The sequence below is a fragment of the Pseudomonas sp. P135 genome (assembly GCF_020312125.1).
Lineage (GTDB): Bacteria > Pseudomonadota > Gammaproteobacteria > Pseudomonadales > Pseudomonadaceae > Aquipseudomonas > Aquipseudomonas fragariae.
The window spans coordinates 133,628-154,560 of record NZ_JAGPYR010000010.1 but is presented as its reverse complement, the minus strand read 5'-3'; the positions used below and the strand labels follow the sequence as shown (position 1 = coordinate 154,560).

The window sequence follows — 20,933 nt, the reverse complement described above, 5'->3', positions numbered from 1 at the left end:
AATAACGGTAGACGCAACGCATTCGCTCCCGGCGACAGGCGACGACCGGTCGTCAGCGCCTCCGCCATTTTTATTGCCTGACGCAAAGCATGGTTTGCCCGTCATCGCGCGGCACCCTAGAATGCGCTGATGCGCGATGATCTCTCTCTTCTTCTGAATTCCCTCAACGATGCCCAACGTCAGGCCGTAGCTGCCTCTCTGGGTCGTCAGTTGGTTCTGGCTGGTGCTGGCTCCGGCAAAACCCGTGTGCTGGTGCATCGCATCGCCTGGCTGATGCAGGTCGAGCAAGCCTCCCCGCATTCGGTCCTGTCGGTGACGTTCACCAACAAGGCCGCCGCCGAGATGCGCCACCGTATCGAGCAGCTGATGGGCATCAGCCCGGCTGGCATGTGGGTGGGCACCTTCCACGGTCTGGCCCACCGCCTGTTGCGTGCGCACTGGCAGGAAGCCGGGCTGGTACAGACCTTCCAGATTCTCGACAGCGACGACCAGCAACGTCTGGTAAAGCGCGTGATGCGCGAGCTGGGCCTGGACGAACAACGCTGGCCTGCACGTCAGGCCCAGTGGTTCATCAATGGTCAGAAAGACGAAGGCCTGCGCCCGAAACATATTCAGGCCAGCGGCGACCTGTTCCTGACCACCATGAAAAGCGTTTACGAAGCCTACGAGATCGCCTGCCAGCGAGCCGGCGTCATCGACTTCTCCGAACTGCTGCTACGCGCACTCGACCTGTGGCGCGATAACCCGGGTTTGCTGGCGCATTATCAGCGCCGCTTCCGTCACGTCCTGGTGGACGAGTTCCAGGACACCAACGCCGTGCAGTACGCCTGGCTGCGCCTGCTTGCCCAGGGGGGTGACAGCCTGATGGTGGTCGGCGACGACGATCAGTCCATTTACGGCTGGCGTGGCGCGAAGATCGAGAACATCCACCAGTATTCCTCTGACTTCCCGGACACCGAAGTCATCCGCCTGGAGCAGAACTACCGCTCCACGGCGAGCATCCTCAAGGCCGCCAATGGCTTGATCATCAATAACAGTGGTCGCCTGGGCAAGGAATTGTGGACCGACGTCGGCGATGGCGAGCTGATCAATCTGTACGCCGCGTTCAACGAGCACGATGAAGCGCGTTACGTGGTCGAGACCATCGAGAGCGCGCTGAAAACCGGTATTTCGCGCAACGATATCGCCATTCTGTACCGCTCCAACGCCCAGTCGCGGGTGCTTGAAGAAGCCCTGCTGCGTGAGCGTATTCCGTACCGCATCTACGGCGGACAGCGCTTCTTCGAGCGTGCCGAAATCAAGAACGCCATGGCCTACATGCGCTTGCTGGAAGGCCGTGGCAACGATGCGGCACTGGAGCGGGTGATCAACGTGCCGGCGCGCGGCATCGGCGAAAAGACCGTCGAAGCGATTCGCGAGCATGCGCGTCATGCCGATGTGTCCATGTGGGAAGCCATGCGCCTGCTGGTGGCCAACAAGGGCCTGACCGGACGCGCCGCCACTGCCCTGGGCGGTTTCATCGAGCTGATCGAGAACCTCGCGGCCAAGGTCATGGAAATGCCGCTGCACCTGATGACCCAGACGGTGATCGAACAGTCCGGGCTGATTACCTATCACGAGCAGGAAAAAGGCGAGAAAGGTCAGGCGCGGGTAGAAAACCTTGAGGAACTGGTCAGCGCTGCGCGTGCCTTCGAGAATCACGAAAGCGAAGAAGACCTGACGCCACTGGCAGCGTTCCTGGGGCATGCCTCGCTGGAAGCGGGCGACACCCAGGCGCAGGAGCATGAAGACAGCATTCAGCTGATGACCCTGCACAGCGCCAAGGGCCTGGAATTCCCGCATGTGTTCCTGGTGGGCATGGAGGAAGGGCTGTTCCCGCACAAGATGAGCCTGGAAGAACCGGGCCGTCTTGAAGAGGAACGGCGTCTAGCCTATGTCGGCATCACCCGGGCCATGAAACAGCTGGTGATGACCTACGCCGAGACGCGTCGTCTGTACGGCAGCGAAACCTACAACAAGGTCTCGCGTTTCGTACGGGAGATTCCGCCTGCGTTGATTCAGGAAGTCCGGCTGTCCAACAGCGTCAACCGTCCGTTCGGCGGCACGCCGAAATTCAACAGCAGCAGCCTGTTCAACGGCACCGGCATTCCGGAAACCGAGTTCACCATGGGCCAGCGCGTCCAGCATGCGGTGTTCGGCGAAGGCGTGATCCTCAACTTCGAAGGCGCCGGCGCCCAGGCACGGGTGCAGGTCAACTTCCCCGAGGGCAGCAAGTGGCTGATGATGGGCTACGCGAAGCTGGTGCCGTTGTAGGCCGGTCAATCATCGTCCATACGCCCCTGACTGCCACTGACTATCGTTCCCGCGCTAAGCGTGAGGAACGATAATCCTCGTACACATCTTACGAAGCGCGTAGAAAAGTCCTACGCTGTTTATGTAAAAGTCCGAAACACTAACGCGCTGGTCATGTCGCCATCCGCTGTGCAACATGGCGCGCGTGCAATCACAAAACGGGAATACCCTTATGCAACGTTTTCTAAGCATCGCGATGGCGCTGTGCATTGGGCTCACCATGAGCCTGGATGTGAACGCCGCGCGCTTTGGTGGCGGCAAGAGCATGGGCTCGGCGCCTACGCATCAGACACGTCAGGCCGCGCCTTCCACACCTGCGGCAGCGCCTAACGCTGCGGGTCGTCCTGCCGCTGCGGCAAGCGGTGCTTCGCGCTGGCTGGGCCCATTGGCCGGTATCGCTGCCGGTGGCCTGCTGGCATCGATGTTCATGGGTGACGGCTTCAACGGCCTGCAACTGTTCGACATTCTGATCATGGGCCTCATCGCCTTCCTGATCTTCCGCTTCATTGCGCGTCGTCGTCAGCAGCAACAGCCGAAAATGGCTGCTGCCGGTGCGCCGCCGTACCAGCGCGAAACCAGCCAGCCCGCACAGAACCCGATCTTCGGCAGTTCGTCGCCTGCCTCTGCTGCGCCAGTGATCAACGCACCGGCCTGGTTCAATGAACAGCGCTTTCTGGACGCTGCCCGCGGCCACTTCCAGTCGCTGCAGGAGCACTGGGACGCCAACGAGATGGACAAGATCGCCGAGTTCGTCACCCCGCAAATGCTGCAATTCCTGAAAAAGGAACGTGCAGATCTGGGCGACGGCTTCCAGTCGACCTTCATCGAAAACCTTCAGGTTCAGCTGGACGGTGTGGATGATCGTGCCGACAAGACCATTGCCACCCTGACCTTCTCGGGCGTGTCCAAGACGTCGCGTTTCGATCAGGGCGAAGTGTTCAGCGAAAGCTGGAACATGGAACGCCCGCAAGGCGATAACCAGCCTTGGCTGGTGGCAGGAATTCGCCAGAACGGTTGAACCAGAACCCGTTCTCGCGTTCAGAACCCCGGACATGTCCGGGGTTTTTGTTTATCCGTTCGGATAGTTATTTTGAGAAAGGCTTTACGCTACTGTATAACCCGCGCCATCAAGTGAGAGGATCTGTGTCGTGGAAGAAGTCATTGAACAACTGCGTGAAGCAAATGAACCGGTTCCGGTTCCGCTTGAGCTGCCTGACGAAGACCAACTGGTCGAGATCGAGGAACAGCTGTTCATCAACATTCCGTTTGTCTTCAAGGAATTTCTCCTGACAGTCAGCGATGTGGTGTATGGCAGCCTTGAACCCGTCACAGTGACCGACCCGCAGTCGCACACCTACCTGCCAGACGTGGCCGCCACGGCCTGGGACCTGGGCGTACCACGCGAGCTGATCCCGATCTGTCAGGACGGTGACGACTACTACTGCGTCGAGGAAGACGGCACTGTATTGCTGTGGTCCGCCGAAGAAGAACTGGTCACCGAAGACAGCTGGGAGTCGGTCTGGCACTGGGCCCGGGATGTCTGGCTGGAAAGCTGAGACACCCCGCCACGCGTTTGAAGGATCTCCGGGCGCTAATGCCCGGGGGATTCCGGATGATTCCCCAGCGTCTCAAGCAACGCAATCTGCATCCGTGTATGCACACGGATCAGCCAGCGCCACAGCAATGCAGCGACCAGCGCAGCAACCAGAGCGACCACCAGCAGCAGTTCGTTGGCGGGCAGAATGCTTGCCGACAGCGCCGCCAGCATCACGAAAATCACCACCAGCGACAACAACGGAATCACCTCGGCCACGACCTTGCGCACGCGCACGGTATGCCGGCCCGCCATCTCGGGTTTCACGCCCATCTCGGCCAGCAGCATCGACAGCGCCTTGAGCTTGCGGTACGCGGCAATCAGAAACGGCAGTGACAGCAGCAGTGCAGCGCCGCAGATCCAGGCTTTCTGATGGCTGACATCGCTCACCCATTCGCTCATGTAGCCGCCCAGACGCTCGGCGAAGTAACCACCACTGAAAAAGATCGCCATCACCAGCGCCAGGTTGACGCCGACCTGCAAGAGAATCCGCCTGATCATCCCGGCCAGCACTGCACTCTGGCCTTGCGGCTGAATGCTGCGCAGCCACTCGCCGTACATGCCGAACACCCGCGCAACGCGCCGGGGCATGATCGCCGCCAGCTTCAGCGACAACGGGTCTGCGCCACGAATCAGGTAGGGTGTCAGCAGGGTGGTGATGGCGGATACGGCGACTGCCACCGGGTACAGAAAGTCGCTGGTGACCTGCAGGGTCATGCCCAGCGCCGCGATGATGAAGGAGAACTCGCCAATCTGCGACAGTCCCATGCCCACGCGCAGCGAGGTACGGCCATCGTTGCCAGCGATAAAAGCGCCCAGCCCGCAGGACAGCATCTTGCCCAGCACCACGGCAACGGTAATGACGGCGATCGGCCAAGCGTATTGCAGCAGGATGCCCGGATCGATCAGCAAACCGATGGCGACGAAAAAGATCGCGCTGAACATGTCGCGAACCGGCTCGATCAGGCGCTCGATCTTCAGTAACTCACGCGACTCGGCCATGATCGCGCCGATCAGGAAGGCGCCCAGTACCATGCTGTATTCCAGCTTGACCACCAGCAGGCAAAAGCCGAAACACAGGCCCAGCACGGTGATCAGCAACATCTCATTGCTTTCGAATCTGGCGACATAGGACAGCAGTCGAGGCACCACAAGGATCCCGATCACCAGCGCCACAATCATGAACAGCGACAGCTTGCCGACGGTGGAGAACACTTCGCCGGAACTGACCGAGCCGCTGACAGCGATGCCGGACAACAGCGCGATGATGCCGATACCGAGAATGTCTTCCACGATCAACACACCGAAGATCAACTGGGCAAAGCGCTGGTTCTTCATCTTCAGGTCGTTGAGCGCCTTGACGATGATGGTGGTGGAAGAAATCGCCAGAATCGCGCCGAGAAACAGCGAGTCCATGGTTTTCCAGCCAAAGAACTGCCCGATCTCGTAACCGATCCAGATCATCAGGGCAATTTCCAGGAAGGCCGCGATGAACGCCGTGGCGCCGACCTTGAACAGCTTGCGCAGGCTGAACTCCAGCCCCAGGCAGAACATCAGGAAGATCACCCCCAGTTCGGCCAGAATTTTGATGGTCTCTTCGTCGTGGATCAGACTGAATGGCGGGGTGTGCGGACCGATGATGAACCCGGCAACGATATAGCCAAGTACGACCGGCTGCCGGAGTCGATGGAACAGGATGGTCACCACACCGGCCACCAGCATGATCACTGCCAGGTCCTGAATGAAATTGATGGCATGCATGATGGCGAAGCTCCTTGTGATGATGACGTTGCAAGCCGATATCGCCGTGCCCTACAGGGCGACAGCTATCCTTTTCGTCACTAAAATCAGATAAAGACGCAGGAAAAGACCCGATCCACAGGTTTTTGCAGGTTAACACCGCCCCCTTCGACATAAAGGCGGTGCAATATATGGAAACAGATAGTTATGACGCGTGACGGCCGCCTGCTGGCCAGCGTCCCGATAACTGTCGCAAGCCCCTTGAGCGCCAGCATAGGCGCCCCTTGAACACCTTGACCGTGTGAGTACGCTATGGAACCCGGAAACGCCCAGCTGTCGATGACTGTATTGATGACCCCGGACATGGCCAACTTCTCTGGCAACGTACACGGCGGCACGCTGCTCAAGTACCTGGACGAAGTGGCCTACGCATGTGCCAGCCGCTACGCCGGACGCTACGTGGTGACGCTGTCGGTAGACCAGGTGATTTTCCGTGAGCCGGTGCACGTCGGTGAACTGGTGACCTTTCTCGCCTCGGTCAATTACACCGGCAACACGTCCATGGAGGTGGGCATCAAGGTGGTCACCGAAAATATCCGCGAGCGCTCGGTACGCCATTCCAACAGCTGCTTCTTCACCATGGTTGCCGTGGACGACAATCGCAAGCCCGCCAGCGTCCCGCCCCTGGAGCCCGAATCGGCCGATGCCAAGCGGCGTTTCATCCAGGCGCAGCAACGCCGCCAGATTCGTCAGGAACTGGAAAAGCGCTATCAGGACATCAAGGAAGAAGCGTTGTAAGAGGCAGACTCGGGCACGGATGCCCGAGTCGTCGATGGCAGCCGGGTTTACAGACGCACGGCGTCGAACCTGACCCGCGGATGCGCAATACGATCCTGAGCGCGCACCAGTTCCAGTTCATAGCTGCCACAGGCCTGGGTTTCCAGCAGCACTTCGTGGACGGCGGCCGCAGCGAACTCGAACGCGGCAACCAGATCGTCGCCCAGCAGCACACGCGACAGAAACAAACCGGAGGTCAGATCACCCACGCCGACCGGCTGACGCGGAAACGCCAGTAACGGGCGGCGCAGGTGCCAGCTCGCCTCGGCGGTGACCAGCAGCATTTCGAAGCCATCGGCGGCCTTGCCGGGGTAATCGAGGTGTTTCACCACAATCGCCTTGGGACCACGCGCCAGCAAGGCACGCGCCATCGCCAGGCAGTCGTGCAGTGATTCGGGCTTACGACCCGAGAAGCTGTCCAGCTCCAGTTGATTGGGGCACATGAAGTCCGCCATGGCCGCCGCTTCCTGCAGCAGGAAATCACTGACTTCGGGCGCAACGATGCAGCCTTTTTCAGGATGGCCCATCACCGGGTCGCACAGGTACAGCGCTTTCGGATTGGCCGCCTTGATACGTGCCACGCCCGTGAGGATCGCCCTGCCCTGCGCCGCACTGCCCAGATACCCCGACAGCACCGCATCGCAGTTGCCCAGCTCGCCGATGGCGGCAATGCCGTCGATCAGCGCAGGAATCTGCTGCGGAGCCAGCACTTCGCCGGTCCACTGCTTGTATTGCGTGTGGTTGGAGAACTGGACCGTGTTGAGCGGCCAGACGTTGACCCCGATACGCTGCATCGGGAACACCGCTGCGCTGTTGCCGGCGTGGCCGAATACCACATGGGACTGGATAGCGAGCAAATGAGGCGTACGTTTCATGGGGGGCGGAATCCTGAACACGATGCAAATGCAATAATGAGAAATATAAGTCGCGCAGTATGGCTGTAAATCACTCAGGACAGTTAAGCTGACGACTCCTACGCTGGAGCACTCCGTCATGCTGACCCTGGGAAACATCTTCGTGCTGATGCTGTTCGCGAGCGCCGCGGCCTGGTGGTGGCACGCCCATGGTCTGCGCGAAAAGGCCCTGGCACGCGTCAAGCAGCACTGCGCACGCCTCGAACTGCAACTGCTGGACGACGCGGTTGCCCTGCGCCGCCTGACCTTCGCCCGCGACGCTCAAGGCCGCAAACGCCTGGCCCGGGTGTATGGCTTCGAGTTCACGGTGACCGGCGAGCAACGTCACCCTGGCACCATCACCCTGTTCGGCGCGCACACTGCGCAAATCGAACTGGCACCCTACCCGTTTGAAATCAAAACACCACCGCCCAGCGCTGAAGTTATTCAGATGAGCGAATGGCGTCAATCGCATCAGAAATGGAAGCAGTAGCCGCGCACGACGCTCGTCGCCGCGATTCAGCGCTCATGTCCATGCCTGAACCCGACTGACTATCGTGCCAATGCTCCGCGTTGGCATGCCGTTCCGGACGCTCTGCGTCCTGCCCTCAGCTATCAACTGACACCTGTCACGCCAGACACTCCAGCATCTGCGCCTGCAACTTATCCACATCCTGCGCGGTGGAAAAAATCAATTCCAGGCGTGAGTCCTGACGCCATTCGCTGATTTGCCAGGCCAGCGGAGCACCATCAACGACGTTGCCGGAATACCAGCCGCCCTCGCTGTGGATAACCATCTTCGCCCGTCGCCAATCAAAGCTTTCCAGCCAGCGCAGGATGCGCTGCAGGTCGAAGCGCTGCGAGGGATGCCAGCGCCAACCGATGCTCCAGCCTTCAGCACTGACCTGACTCAGACAGATCGGCAACTTCGGGTCGGTCCATAGCGCGGGCAAGTGGCCGACGCCGTTGGGCAGCATCAGCTTATCCACAGCCTGTTTATCCACAGCGGTGCCACTGGCGAACCCCGGCACACGGCTCAGGGGCAGCTCGCCGTGTCGGGTCCAGATCAAGGCGTGCGGCAGCAACTGTTCGGTCAATGCCTGACGAGAGATATCATCCAGTTGCTCGGACTTGTTCATGACCACCAGCCCGGCATGCGCCAGGGCTTCCTGCTGAGTACTCGGCAACGGTTGTCCGGCGAGCATTGCCTGCGCGTCCAGCACCACCACGCCGGGCTGGACATCCAGGACGCCGCGCCACGGCGCTTCGCGCAATTGCGTCATCAGCTGCGCGGGATGGCCCAGCCCCGAAGGCTCGATCAACAGACGGTCCGGTCGCGCCTTGCGCAACAAACGCCCCAGGCCGATCTGAAAGGGCACGCCATTGACGCAACACAGGCAGCCGCCAGCCACTTCGCCAAGTGCGATACCATCGGCATCCGTAGTCAGCAGCGCGGCGTCCAGGCCGATCTGCCCGAACTCGTTGATCAGTATGGCCCAGCGCTCATGGGCAGGTTTCTGCGCCAGCAGGCGCTTGATCAGGCTGGTCTTGCCGGCGCCCAGCGGGCCACCGATGACATGCGTCGGTATGTTTTGCAGCATGAGATCACTTTTGGCGAATGCGTGGTTCATTGAAGAGCAAGGAAGGATAACGATGCAAGTAATGCGGCTGTCTGCCCGCCTGGCGTTGATGCTGCTGACAGTGTCTTGCGGCTCAGCGTGGGCCGAAGCGTGCCTGGTCCACAGCCAGGCCGAAAGGCTCGACGTGAAGGTCTGCCAGGAAAATATCAACATCCCGGCAAACCTGTTTCACGACAGCTTCTGCCAGCCGCAACTGGCCGGGCAGAAGACTGAGACCGTCTATTCGCAACAGTGCCCGACAGGTGCGTTCGGCGTCTGCCGCAATGCGCAGGTTGCCAATATGCCGTATCGCGAGCACATCCACTATTACGGCGTCGCCGGTGATGCGCTGTACCTCAAGCCCTTCTGCGAAGGCCAGAGCAAGGGGCAGTGGCTAACGCCTGACTGAACCTCAGGCCAGCCAGTCCAGCGTCAGAATCAACCTGCGCTCGTTGCGCAGCAGTTGCGGCGAGCGGTGGATCAGACCAAAACCTTCATTGCCGTGCCAGCGCTCGCCCTTGAGCAGCGCCACTTCACCGCTGTTGATCTGCTGGATATGGGCAGCATCCGTCGGCTCGGCGTCCAGACGCCCCAGTTGTTTGCGGTCCATCACCCCTTCATGCAGCCATTGACTGCCAACCCCGCCGTAAGTGGTGATGAGACGCACCGGCACGTGGTCGACATGGAAGCGCGGGCACATGGCCTTGTCGAGCACCCGCAGGCGCAGGCCAACGCATTCGGCACCCAGCAGACAGGCATAGGCGCTGACCAGCCAGGAAACGTCGGCAATGAACCCCTGATAGCCCAGCAGGTCGGAATAGCCCGATGCCAGCGCGCTCAGGTCAGGCTCGACCTCGCCGCCCTGCACTTCCAGGGTCATGGACTCGGCAAGAGGCTCACCCATCGACAGCAGCAAGGCACCGAAATCTTCTATATGCGCAGGCAACTGACGCTGCCAGAGCGCCAGGTTGACGCCATCCTGCAGAATCTCGCTCAACACATCGGGCGTAGCGCCCTGTACCTGCCGGACTGCGGTTTCAGGTTTAAAACGATAGGCCAGCATCAGGCAGCCACCTCTGCGTGCCATTCGCCAAACGGATCGGCCAGCGCACGCCAACGCTCGACACCCGCCTCCATCTCCGCATCAGTGAGCAGGCAGTTGTCCAGCTCGGCGGTCAGCCGCGCAAAATCAATGTTCTGGCCGATGAACACCAGTTCCTGCCGACAGTCGCCAGTCTCAGTCGACCAGTTCTCCAGAATGGAACTGACGCTTTCCTTGTCCTCGGGCCAGCTGTCGCGGTTCACGAAACGCCACCAACGCCCGGCAAAGCCATGGCGCATCAAACCGCCTGCCTGCGACCAGCTGCCCGCATCCTTGTATTTGCTGGCCAGCCAGAAGAAGCCTTTGGAGCGCAGCAGCTTGCCGTTGCTCCAGGGACGATTGATGAAATCGAAAAAGCGCTCCGGATGGAACGGCCGGCGAGCACGATAGGCGGTTGATGCAATGCCGTACTCTTCGCTTTCCGGCATGTGTTCGCCGCGCATTTCCTTGAGCCAGCCCGGTGCCTGGGAAGCACGCTGGAAGTCAAAGCGCCCGGTGTTGAGAATCGTCGCCAACGGCACCTGACCCATCACCATCGGCACAATCTCGGCCTCCGGGTTGAGGCGCTTGAGGATCGCCATCAGCTCTTCACGCTCAATGGAACTGATCAGGTCGATCTTGCTAAGCAGGATGACGTCGGCAAACTCGATCTGCTCGATCAGCAGGTCGGTAATCGAGCGATCATCGTCTTCACCCATGGTTTCACCGCGTGTGGACAAGCCGTCTGCGGCCTCGTAATCGAGCAGGAAGTTCACGCCATCGACCACGGTGACCATGGTGTCCAGGCGCGCCAGGTCCATCAGGCTTTTGCCGGCCTCGTCGCGGAAAGTGAAGGTTTCAGCCACGGGCAACGGCTCGGAGATTCCCGTGGATTCGATCAATAAGTAATCAAAACGACCGTCCTGTGCCAGGCGGCTGACCTCTTCGAGCAGATCCTCGCGCAAGGTGCAGCAGATGCAGCCATTGCTCATCTCGATCAGCTTTTCTTCGGCGCGGTTGAGGCTGACATCACGCTGAACTTCGCTGCCGTCGATGTTGATCTCGCTCATGTCGTTGACGATCACCGCAACCCGCAGGTTTTCACGGTTGCGCAGCACGTAATTGAGTAAAGTGCTTTTTCCGGCCCCGAGAAAACCGGACAGAACGGTAACGGGTAGAAGATTTGCCATCAGGATTCTCCAGGCAGCTGCAAGGCTTGAACCTTGTTCATGTCGGCTGCGACGAATCCCTCTGGCAGCCCACTCCAATCACATCAGGATGTTATAGTATAACAAGCCGAAATAGCTATGGCCTTGGTGAAGGGATCTTCATGAGACGGGTTTCGACAGGTTTGATGGCGATGCTGATCAGCACGCATTTGATGGCTGCACCACCAAGACCCTCCGCCGACCTCGCTACCTGTACCCGCAGCGCGACGCTGCTGGCGTGCAACGATGCGCAGGGCAATAGCTACAGCGTGGCAGCCGCCGGATCAACGACGTGGTTAAAGGGCTACGAGGTACTCGACAAGCGCCGTTGGGCGCAGACCAACAGTCGCTATGGCCAGTTGACGTTTTTTACCGGGCTGGCTTCTGATGGCGAAGCCTGGGTAGGCACTGTGCAGCGTGTGGGCTGGACGACAATCACCCGGGTATCCAGCTCAAGCGGCACGCGCAGCAAGATCACCTGCAGCCGCTTGAATGGCTGCCGCTGAGCCGATCAGACCGGCTGTTCCTGCTTCTGCGCCTGCAGCCAGGCCATGTGCGAGTCGACTGGCGGGTTACGCTGGAAATAGCGCTGCAGGCCATCGAACAGACCATCGGCAACGGCCTGTTGATGACGCGCCGTGACCAGGCGCTGGCTGTCGCGGCTGTTGGAGATGAAGCCGGTCTCGACCAGAATCGACGGCACATCCGGTGATTTGAGAACGGCGAAACCGGCCTGTTCAACGCGCTTCTGATGCAGCGTGGTGATGCCTTCCAGACTGCCCAGGACGGTGTGACCCAGTTGCAGGCTGGCCGCAATGGTGGCGTTCATCGACATGTCGAGAATCACCCCGGCGAGCATCGGGTCCTTGTCCTTCAGATTCAGCAGCGACGTGGCACCCAGCAGGTCCGCACCGTTTTCCCGCTGAGCCATGAAACGCGCGGTTGCCGACGTTGCTCCGCCTTCGGAAAGGGCAAACACCGACGCACCCGATGCCGTCAGCCGAGGCGCAGCATCGGCATGCACGGAGATGAACATGTCAGCGTTGGACTTGTGCGCGAACTCGACGCGCTTGCGCAGCGGTACGAAAAAGTCATCGTTGCGCACCAGACGTACGTCGAAGCCCTTCTCGCGCTTCAAGCGTCTGGCCAGCAACTGAGCAATGGACAGCACCACATCTTTTTCACGCTCACCCCGCGAACCAACAGCGCCAGGATCCTTACCGCCATGACCGGCATCGACTACCACCATGATGTCGCGTCCGGTGTGCGCCTTGCTGGTCGGGATCGGCACAGGCACTGGCGGCGGCAGCTCAGCCATCTGCACAGGCGCATGAGCCGTGGAACTCATGTCCAGCACCAGCCGATGCCCCTGCCCGCCTTCCGGACCAAGCAGGAAACTGTTGAGCTGTACCGGTGCGGTGAGGTCCAGCACGATGCGCGTGTCGTCACCCTGGCCGTAGTGCCCGGAGCGAATCGATTTTATGACGGTACGGTCCAGCGCCAATTGGCTGAAGTCGCCGGTCAGCCGCGAACCGCTGACGTCGATGATCAGGCGGTCGGGAGCTGTCAGAGTGAAGGTCTTGTATTGCACCGGGCCGCTCAGGTCGAGGACCAGTCGCAGCTTGTCGTTGGTACGCCAAAGACGGGCGTTACGAATCTGCGTGGCGTAGGCACCCAACGGCAACGTCAGGGCCGCACTGGCCAGCAGCATGTTGAGCAACACTTGGCGTCGGTGCATGGAACGTCTCAAAGAGCAAATTGAGCATCCCGGCTCACGAAGGGTTCATCCACATCATTAGTAACAATATAACATGCAGTTACGAGCGAAAGATGAGGCCCTTCATGAAGATTAAGTCATCTGAAACGCTGTCAGAGGCGACAAAAATTCATCACCTCTGCGCGGCGTGTTCCACGTGGAACATAACTCTCTGAATTTGATCAGGTACGCGGGGCAACGTTGCCACATTGCGGCCCCAGCCACACCGCGCGGGTGTCCATGCTGCCGTTCTGTTGCTGACCGGTGGCGTTGAATGTGCCGACGACGTTGGTGGTGAACTCGCGATCACTCAGGAACTGCGCCTGCCCGGTGCCCTTGGCTTTCGGGCAGCTGAACTGGAAGTTCCAGGTCTTGCCGTTGCGCGCCGTGATCTTTTGCGTGCATCCGGATGCCGGGTCAGTCAGGGGAATGTCGTCCGACTGAACCTGCGCCTGAGTCAGGCAGGCCCTCACACCTTTGCCGCCCAGTGTGACGCCCTGCTTCTTCATCATCTGTTCCATCATCGCACGCTGCTCGGGCGGCAGATTCTGCAGCTGCCCCAGCATCAACTGCATGTCCGGCAGCTGCTGTCCGTCCACTTTCATATTGCTGGACGTCAGCTCCCACAACCCCGGTTGCAGCATCTGCGCCTGAGCCAAAGGAGCCGCCAGACAAAACATCCAAGCCAACATACGTTTGTTCATTTCAAGATTCCTGATCGGGCATTGCGGATGAAAACGAGACTGGAATAATCCAGCCAAAAGATAAACCTTAGACGGCACACATGTCGCCCAGTTGCACCCGGAATTAAATAGCGACATTCCTGTTCAGCTGTGGTCTGTTAGGCAGCAAAGGCGAGGAGCATTGTTCCACATGGATTATCACGACCCGTACTTTTTCGGTTACGTCCTGGGTTTCATTCATTTACTCGGTACAGGTGCCGCCATCCATGCATTGCTGACCGTGCGGACTTCCCAAGGCGCAATTGCCTGGGCGATGCCGCTGCTGTTCATTCCCTATTTCACCTTGCTGCCTTATCTGGTGTTCGGCCGAAGCTCATTCGATGCGTACATCAAGGCGCGTCGCCAGGCCAACCAGGAAATGCGGATCGCGATCGGCAGCCTCAACTGGCGGCCATGGATGGAAGAGGCCGTGGCTGCGCGTCGATCGGATGCCTATGCGGCGCTGCGGGCAATGCCCAAGCTGGGCAACATGCCGGCGCTGGCCAACAACAAGGTCAGGCTGCTGATCAACGGCGAAGAAACCTTCGGGGCGATTTTTCAGGCCATCCGTGAAGCGAAAAAGACCATCCTGATTCAGTTCTTCATCATCCATGACGACAAACTCGGCCGCGAGCTGCAGTCGCTGCTGCTGGAAAAAGCCGCCGAAGGTGTAGCGATCTTTGTGCTTTACGATCGTATCGGCAGCCACGCCTTGCCGGGCGTCTATATCGATAAACTGCGCGACGGTGGCGTGCAGATAAAAGCCTTCGCCACACGCGGCGGCTGGCTCAATCGCTTTCAGATCAACTTCCGTAATCACCGCAAAATCGTTGTCGTCGATGGCCTGAAAGGCTATATAGGCGGTCATAACGTGGGTGATGAATACATGGGGCTGAAGCCGCCGCTGGCCCCATGGCGCGACACTCATGTGCAAGTCATCGGCCCGGTGGTCGCCTGCTTGCAGGAGTCGTTCGCCGAGGACTGGTTCTGGGCCACCCGCGAACTGCCACCGCTCAGCCTGCCTGATGAATTTCCCGAAGACGGTGTGCTTTGCCAGTTGCTGACCAGTGGCCCGGCTGATGCGCAGGAAACCTGCTCGCTGTTCTTCGTTGAAGCCATCCATGCTGCCGAAGAGCGCGTGTGGATCACCAGCCCCTACTTCATACCTGACGAAGCCGTCAGCGCTGCGCTGACCCTGGCGGTATTGCGCGGCGTGGACGTGCGCCTGCTGCTGCCGTCGCGCCCCGATCATTACGTGGTGTACGCCGCTTCAAGTCTGTACGCCTTCGATGCTGTGCGTGCCGGCGTACGGGTGTTCCGCTACGAACCGGGCTTCCTGCATCAGAAGGTCGTCCTGGTCGACAACGAGATTACCGCCATCGGCAGCGCCAACCTCGACAACCGCTCGTTCCGCCTCAACTTCGAATTGATGCTGCTGACCGTCGACAGCGACTTTTCCAGCCAGGTGGAATCCATGCTCACCGCCGACTTCAACCTCGCCCGCGAAATCTCCGTACAGGAAAGCCACGAAACGCGGCGTCTGCATCAACTGGGTATGCGCGTGGCGCGGCTGATTTCACCGATTCTGTGAGACCTGTGCTCGCTACGCTGCTTGCCTTGAGGGGCTAAACGGGACGTCACCCATAAATATCCTCACGCGTCAGTGGCAGTCCGGTCTTGCCGTCGGCGAAGGGTTTTACGGCGAGTATCTGGTGCAGGTTGATCCAGCCTTTGGTGAATCCATAGGCGCAGCCTGCGAGGTACAGCCGCCAGATGCGCAGGGTCTGTTCGGGCACGATGCGCGCGGCTTCGTCGAGCCGGGATTCCAGTCGTGCGCTCCAGTGCTCCAGGGTTTTCGCGTAGTGCGGGCGCAGGCTTTCTACGTCGACCACTTCAAGCCCGGCTTCGCTGATCTGGGCGCTGATCATGGCCATATGCGGCAGCTCGCCATTGGGGAAAACATAGCGATCGATGAACTCGCCGGCACCACGCCCGACAGGACGACCGTCGGTATGCCGGGCGGTGATGCCGTGATTCATCACCAGGCCGCCCTCCTTCACCGCACCGAACAGGCGTTGCGCATACAACGGCAGGTTGGCGTGCCCGACGTGCTCGAACATGCCGACACTGACCACCTTGTCGAAGCGCGCATCCTGCGGCAGGTCGCGATAGTCGAGCAGTTGCAGGTCGACCTTGTCCTGCAGACCTTCGGCTTGCACGCGTTCGCGGGCCAGCGCCAATTGTTGCTGGCTCAGGGTGATGCCAAAGACCTTCGCGCCGTATTCACGAGCCGCAAAACGCGCCAGCCCGCCCCAGCCGCAGCCGACGTCCAACAGGTACTCACCGCGCTTGAGCCGCAGCTTGCGGCACAGGTGGTGGAATTTATCCTGCTGCGCCTGCTCCAGCGATTCGTCGCCGGTTTTGAAATACGCGCAGGAGTAGACCATCTCCCTGTCGAGCCAGAGCTGGTAGAAGTCGTTGGAAACATCGTAGTGGTAGGCAATCGACGCCGCGTCAGTGTCCTTGTCATGCTCGACCCGGACCGGATTGCCTGCGCTGTCGTCATCGTCCACCAGCGCGTGAGTCAGTTCATCGCAGACCCGGACCACTTCGCTGATTGAACCCTCCAGCTCCAGCCTACCCTCCACGAACGCGCTGCCAAGCAGGCCCAGACTGGGGTGGCTGAAGTCGGAGACCAGTTGCGGATCCTTGACGACTATCGTGACGCTGGGCGAAGGCCCGAGGTCCATCTGATGACCGTCCCAGAGCCGGAGCCGCAACGGCAGATGAAGATTCTGCAAGGTCGTTGGAAGTTGTGTAAGCATTTCAAAATCACCCCCTTATCCAGAGACTCAAAAAAGAGTAATCCAGCAAGGACCCTGCAAAAGGGCCCGAAAAGGCATTGGCGACGGCAAAACTGCTATGAATCAACCGCGGGGGAACAGTCCTGTGCCCTCTGATTCGAGCCGAGAGTCAGCCTGAATCTGGATCATGCAATGAAACATAGCGCTTAATCTGTAACAGATTTTGTCAAATCTCAAGCCATTTGACGCACTGACCCTCAGCGCAAACGCGACCCCTGATGCTGCACGCCCGCGTCCTCGAGCTTGAGCAATGGCTCCTGAAAACGCAGCAAACGTCCGGCGTTGCCCAATACCAACAGGGTGCTTAGATTGTGCAGGATAGCTGCGACCATCGCGCCCGCAGCGCCAAGCAGACCAAAGGCGGCGAGTGCCACGATGGCCAGCGTCCAGCCCAGTCCGATGATGACGTTGACCTGCAGGGTCTGACGACACTGACGGCTGAGTCGCACGCAGGTGCCGAGGCGGCGCAGGTCGCTGCCGATCAGCACGATGTCGGCAGACGCCAGCGCGATATCCGCCCCGCCCGCGCCCATCGCCACGCCGACCACGCCCGCCTTCAGGGCCAGTGAATCGTTGACCCCGTCGCCCACTACCATCGGCCGGAAGCCATTGGCAATCTCGCCCATGACGCGGTTGAGCTTGTCCTCGGGCAACGCCTGCGCCTGAACGTCGGCGATGCCGATATCGTGCGCCAGGCTGTCGGCCACGCTCTGCCGGTCACCGGTCAACAGCAATTGTCGGCCCAGGCCCAGCCCGCGCAATTCGAACAGTGCCGCCTGCGCTTCGGGTTTGACGCTGTCGGCGAGCAGCAGCCAGGCGAGAAAAACCCCATCCAGCGACAGCCCGGCCAGCGGGCCGTCATGTGCCGGGACGGCAGGCGTGACGATGCCCATCTGTGCGAACAACTCCGGGCGGCCCAATGCCGCATCGCCCTGCCCGGTCGAGGCCACTACACCCAGGCCCTGGCGCTCTCGGGTGTCGGTCAGCGGCAACAGTCGGGCATTGTCCACCAGCCCGGCCAAAGCCCGACTCACCGGGTGGCTGCTGGCCGACCCGAGGCTCGCGGCCAGCTCCAGCAATTGTGGATGCTGTGGGCCCTCGGCCTGCACGGACTGCAGGCGCAGGCGGCCGTAGGTCAGGGTACCGGTCTTGTCCACAACCAGTGAGTTGAGGTCCGCCAGTTCTTCAAGAAACGCCGAACTGCGGATCAGAATGCCGTGCCGCGCCGCGACCGCAATACCTGCGATGGCGGTGGCCGGGGCCGAAAGCACCAGCGCACAGGGACAGGCCGCGACCAGCACCGCCAGCATCGCCTGCGCATCCTGAGTGATGAACCAGGTCAGCGCCGCGATCAACAAGACCAGCACCATGTAACTGCCTGCGTAACGCTCCAGCAGACGCGTGATAGGCGGCTTGGAACGCTCCGCGCTCTGCATCAGCGCGATGACCTTGCCCAGCGTGGACTGATCGCCGATACGGGTCACTTCGATGCGTAGCAGGCCGTCCAGATTGATGGCGCCACCGAACACCTCGACCCCGACGATGGCTTCCAGAGGGACCGACTCGCCGGTGATCGACGACGTATCCAGACTGGCTTGCCCGGACAGTACCCGACCGTCCGCCGGAACCCGGTCGCCCGCCCGCACTTCCACCTGATCGCCGGCTTTGAGCGTCGCGTTGTCGACCTCGCGCACGCTGCCGTCGGCGCCCAGCAAACGCGCCTGGCTGCGGGTCAGGCGTCCCAGCGCTTCGATGGCCTCCTGCGAGCCGATCACGCTGCGCTCTTCCAGCACATGCCCGAAGATCATGATGATCGGCAGCAAGGCGGCGGTCATCAGGTCACCGGTGGCCCAGGCACCGAGCATCGCCAGCGCAATCAACTGATCGGTGATGCCGTGCAGGCTCGGATGCCGCAGGCTGTGCCAGCCGGCGCTGATCACCGGTATCGCTACCAACAGTGATGCAGCGCCCAACAGCAACTGGCTGACACCTTCCTGCTCCGGGGCGAAAAACCGCCAGACCAGTCCCAATCCCAGCAAGCCCAAGGCCAGCATCGCGAGGGTCAGTTGCCGGGCCGCACTGCGCTGCTCGGCGCTGCTCAGCAGACTGCCAGGCGCTTGCGGCTGGTCGGCGTCGTGGGTGTGAACGGCTTCGCCACTCATTGTGGTGCTCCCTGAATGATCAGGCGGGAATCGTCTTTGGGGTCGACGGTGGTCACCGAACCCGCTTGATGCAGAATGGCCGGTACGCGTTCACGGTAGAGGCGTTGCAGCAGACCGGGGTCGCTGCGGGTTTCGGCCGATTGCGTCAGGCTGACGACCGTTGCGGTGGCCGCCTGCGCCTTGGCCAGACGCTCGGACGCCTGTGCGTGCGCCACTTGCAGGGTTCGGTCGGCCTGTTGATTGGCGGTCTGGGTCAGCTTTTCGGCATCCGTGCGCGCGTTGGCCACGGCCTGATCGGCCTGCTGACTGGCCGTCAGCACGGCATTGAACGCGTTGACTGCCGAGGTCGGCAGGCTCGACTGCACATCCACCCGAGCGACCTCCACACCGATGCCCATGCCGGTCGCCTTGAGCTCGGCCAGACGCTGATTGATGCCGCGCACCAGGTCGCCACGCAGCCGCTCACGGCGCTCGGCGGCCTGGCTGTCAGCACCGATCAGCTCGGGACGGGCAACCAGAATGGTGTCCAGATCCCGCGCTGCAGTCAGCGCTACAGCGCTGCGATTGACCAGTCGGTCCAGCGCGGGCAATACATGCTCGCCTTGCAACACGAAGGCAGTGGGGTCAGTTACTTTGTAAAACACCGTGACGTCCAGTTGCACCACACCGGCATCGCCAGTCAGCAGAAAACCTGAGCCTGCCAGTGCATCGCTCATGGGTGCCGACAGGGTCGCGACTTCATCGGCCTTCAACGCGGCAGGCGAACGCAGCAGGGTTTCCACGCGCCGCTCTATCACCCGATCAGCCGAAGGCAGCAGCACCACCTGTTCGAATGGCTGCGGCCAGGCGACCAGCAATCCTGCGTTCTGAACCCGTTCGATCGCGCCGAAGTGCATGACCACCGCGCGATTCTGTGGATCGATCTGGCGTATGTTGGACGTCGCCCAGGCCAGCGCGGCGAGCAGTGTCACGCCATACAGCCCCAGAAACGCCAGACGACTCGCCTGCAACCAAGGGCTGTTTACCGGCGGGCGCTGCGCCACAGCTTCGTCGAGCGGCTGGCTCATGGCTGCGTTCCGCTCTTGCCATCCAGCGTCGGCGGGCCGTCCACCAGCACGCGAAACGGCGCAGCGTCGGTGCGCAGTATCAGACGCGTGCCCGGCGTCACGATGGTGCCCAGCGTGTCCAGCGAGCGCAGCAGGTTGTAGAGCTGCGGCGAGCCCGCATAGGCACGCCCATAGATCTGCGCGGCTTCAACCCGCGACTGTGCTTCGATATCGGCCGCCTTGACCGTAGCATCGGCTTCGACAATCCGTGCGTCGCGCTCGGCGGCGGAACGAATCTGCGCCGCCTCACGCTTGCCCACGGCGGTGCGCTCGGTGGCGATGGTCTCGCGCTCGGCGCGCATGCGGTCCACCGTAGCGTTGAGCGTCACCGACGGCAGGGTCAGCCGTTCAACGCCAACCTGCAGGACACGCACCCCGTAAGTCGCCAGCAGTTGCTGATCGATCTGCTGGCGCAGCTGATTTTCGAAGGCGGTGATATTCACCTTGCTCGCGTCGGTATTCACCAGGCTGGAGAGGTCGAAACTGCTCGCCGTGGTTTCCAGCGCCGAGCCGACAAAGGTGCGGATCTGCCGCGCCGCTTCGTCGGGCTGGTTCTGTACCGCGCGCATGAAGCGCTGCACGTTGTCGGCATCGCCCTGCACCTGCCACGCCACATAGGCCTGCACGATGATGCGCAAGCCATCGCGGGTACCGACGTCCTGCAGACCGCTGGAGGTGGTACGCAGGCGCAGATCCACCGGGATGGTCGCCTCGAACGGTGCCGGCCAGCGCCAGTTGAGGCCAGGCTCCAGCAGGACGCGGGACGGGTTGCCGAAGCGCGTGACGACGGTCGCCTCGCCCGAACGCACCTGCACCAGGCTCGCTGCCGCAATCGCAAACGCGATCAGCAGCGCAGCCAGGCTTGCCCGTCGCCAGGGGAACGCGGCGGGGCCGCTCGCGCCATGATGGTGGTGGTGATGACCGTGGCCGCCATGGCCGTGACTGTCATGGCTATCGTGGTCGGCGTGATCGTGATGATGGAACAGACTCAAGGGACGA

Annotated in this window: 19 protein-coding genes; 8 read left to right on the top strand and 11 right to left on the bottom strand. The window is 61.1% G+C overall.

The window, feature by feature from the left end:
• Positions 1-129 precede the first annotated feature (129 nt).
• The 3 genes from uvrD to KBY08_RS17000 all read left to right on the top strand — a co-directional run bounded on the left by uvrD (position 130) and on the right by KBY08_RS17000 (position 3,908).
• Entirely contained in the window at positions 130-2,313 is a 2,184-nt protein-coding gene (gene uvrD / locus KBY08_RS17010) for a DNA helicase II (protein WP_003367943.1), read from the top strand.
• A gap of 211 nt (positions 2,314-2,524) precedes the next feature.
• Entirely contained in the window at positions 2,525-3,370 is an 846-nt protein-coding gene (locus tag KBY08_RS17005; RefSeq protein WP_011269406.1) for a Tim44 domain-containing protein, read from the top strand.
• Between the two features lie 130 nt (positions 3,371-3,500).
• Positions 3,501-3,908, top strand: a complete 408-nt coding sequence (locus tag KBY08_RS17000; RefSeq protein ID WP_003316056.1) for an SMI1/KNR4 family protein — start codon at positions 3,501-3,503, stop codon at positions 3,906-3,908.
• Positions 3,909-3,943: 35 nt separating this feature from the next.
• Here KBY08_RS17000 and KBY08_RS16995 read toward each other — a convergent pair whose 3' ends face one another.
• On the bottom strand, positions 3,944-5,707 hold the full coding sequence (locus KBY08_RS16995) for a cation:proton antiporter (protein WP_111522543.1): 1,764 nt from the start codon (positions 5,705-5,707) through the stop codon (positions 3,944-3,946).
• Positions 5,708-5,998: 291 nt separating this feature from the next.
• On the opposite strand from KBY08_RS16995, the gene KBY08_RS16990 reads away from it, so the two are divergent.
• A complete protein-coding gene (locus KBY08_RS16990; protein ID WP_003316052.1) occupies positions 5,999-6,484 on the top strand; it encodes an acyl-CoA thioesterase in 486 nt (161 codons plus the stop codon).
• A gap of 47 nt (positions 6,485-6,531) precedes the next feature.
• Here the strand turns inward: KBY08_RS16990 and pdxY are convergent, their stop codons facing one another.
• Positions 6,532-7,398 carry a pyridoxal kinase PdxY gene (pdxY, locus tag KBY08_RS16985; RefSeq protein ID WP_024642075.1) on the bottom strand — a complete coding sequence of 289 codons (867 nt, stop codon included), beginning with the start codon at positions 7,396-7,398 and terminating at the stop codon, positions 6,532-6,534.
• Between the two features lie 118 nt (positions 7,399-7,516).
• On the opposite strand from pdxY, the gene KBY08_RS16980 reads away from it, so the two are divergent.
• The gene (locus KBY08_RS16980; protein WP_003401310.1) at positions 7,517-7,909 is read left to right on the top strand and encodes a DUF3301 domain-containing protein; all 393 of its coding nucleotides are present in this window, start codon (positions 7,517-7,519) and stop codon (positions 7,907-7,909) included.
• Positions 7,910-8,045: 136 nt separating this feature from the next.
• Here the strand turns inward: KBY08_RS16980 and KBY08_RS16975 are convergent, their stop codons facing one another.
• The gene (locus KBY08_RS16975; RefSeq protein WP_058399177.1) at positions 8,046-9,017 is read right to left on the bottom strand and encodes a CobW family GTP-binding protein; all 972 of its coding nucleotides are present in this window, start codon (positions 9,015-9,017) and stop codon (positions 8,046-8,048) included.
• 52 nt (positions 9,018-9,069) lie between these two features.
• Here KBY08_RS16975 and KBY08_RS16970 point away from each other — a divergent pair, with 52 nt between their 5' ends.
• Complete coding sequence (locus KBY08_RS16970; protein WP_011269409.1) at positions 9,070-9,444, top strand: hypothetical protein; 375 nt, start codon at positions 9,070-9,072, stop codon at positions 9,442-9,444.
• Positions 9,445-9,447: 3 nt separating this feature from the next.
• On the opposite strand, the gene KBY08_RS16965 is transcribed toward KBY08_RS16970, so the two are convergent.
• Positions 9,448-10,098 (bottom strand): DUF1826 domain-containing protein, encoded by a 651-nt coding sequence (locus KBY08_RS16965; protein WP_058822543.1) that lies wholly within the window; start codon positions 10,096-10,098, stop codon positions 9,448-9,450.
• On the bottom strand, positions 10,098-11,306 hold the full coding sequence (zigA, locus tag KBY08_RS16960) for a zinc metallochaperone GTPase ZigA (protein ID WP_058399163.1): 1,209 nt from the start codon (positions 11,304-11,306) through the stop codon (positions 10,098-10,100). Before zigA ends, KBY08_RS16965 begins: the two co-directional genes overlap by 1 nt.
• A gap of 140 nt (positions 11,307-11,446) precedes the next feature.
• On the opposite strand from zigA, the gene KBY08_RS16955 reads away from it, so the two are divergent.
• On the top strand, positions 11,447-11,830 hold the full coding sequence (locus KBY08_RS16955; protein WP_024651559.1) for a hypothetical protein: 384 nt from the start codon (positions 11,447-11,449) through the stop codon (positions 11,828-11,830).
• Between the two features lie 5 nt (positions 11,831-11,835).
• Here the strand turns inward: KBY08_RS16955 and KBY08_RS16950 are convergent, their stop codons facing one another.
• Together KBY08_RS16950 and KBY08_RS16945 are read right to left on the bottom strand one after the other, a co-directional pair.
• Positions 11,836-13,062, bottom strand: a complete 1,227-nt coding sequence (locus KBY08_RS16950) for an N-acetylmuramoyl-L-alanine amidase (RefSeq protein WP_024638986.1) — start codon at positions 13,060-13,062, stop codon at positions 11,836-11,838.
• A gap of 200 nt (positions 13,063-13,262) precedes the next feature.
• Positions 13,263-13,784 (bottom strand): DUF3617 domain-containing protein, encoded by a 522-nt coding sequence (locus KBY08_RS16945; RefSeq protein ID WP_003316040.1) that lies wholly within the window; start codon positions 13,782-13,784, stop codon positions 13,263-13,265.
• Between the two features lie 169 nt (positions 13,785-13,953).
• On the opposite strand from KBY08_RS16945, the gene cls reads away from it, so the two are divergent.
• Positions 13,954-15,393: a cardiolipin synthase gene (gene cls, locus KBY08_RS16940; protein WP_024641007.1), complete on the top strand. Its 1,440-nt coding sequence runs from the start codon at positions 13,954-13,956 to the stop codon at positions 15,391-15,393.
• 46 nt (positions 15,394-15,439) lie between these two features.
• On the opposite strand, the gene cfaB is transcribed toward cls, so the two are convergent.
• The 4 genes from cfaB to hflC form a co-directional block, all read right to left on the bottom strand.
• Entirely contained in the window at positions 15,440-16,627 is a 1,188-nt protein-coding gene (gene cfaB, locus KBY08_RS16935) for a C17 cyclopropane fatty acid synthase CfaB (RefSeq protein WP_024660266.1), read from the bottom strand.
• A gap of 236 nt (positions 16,628-16,863) precedes the next feature.
• On the bottom strand, positions 16,864-18,828 hold the full coding sequence (locus KBY08_RS16930) for a heavy metal translocating P-type ATPase (RefSeq protein WP_111522541.1): 1,965 nt from the start codon (positions 18,826-18,828) through the stop codon (positions 16,864-16,866).
• Positions 18,825-19,895, bottom strand: coding sequence for a protease modulator HflK (gene hflK / locus KBY08_RS16925; protein WP_011269415.1), 1,071 nt, complete (start codon positions 19,893-19,895; stop codon positions 18,825-18,827). Before hflK ends, KBY08_RS16930 begins: the two co-directional genes overlap by 4 nt.
• Entirely contained in the window at positions 19,892-20,926 is a 1,035-nt protein-coding gene (hflC, locus tag KBY08_RS16920) for a protease modulator HflC (RefSeq protein ID WP_003401340.1), read from the bottom strand. The genes hflK and hflC overlap by 4 nt, the downstream gene beginning before the upstream one ends.
• Between the last annotated feature and the right edge of the window lie 7 nt (positions 20,927-20,933).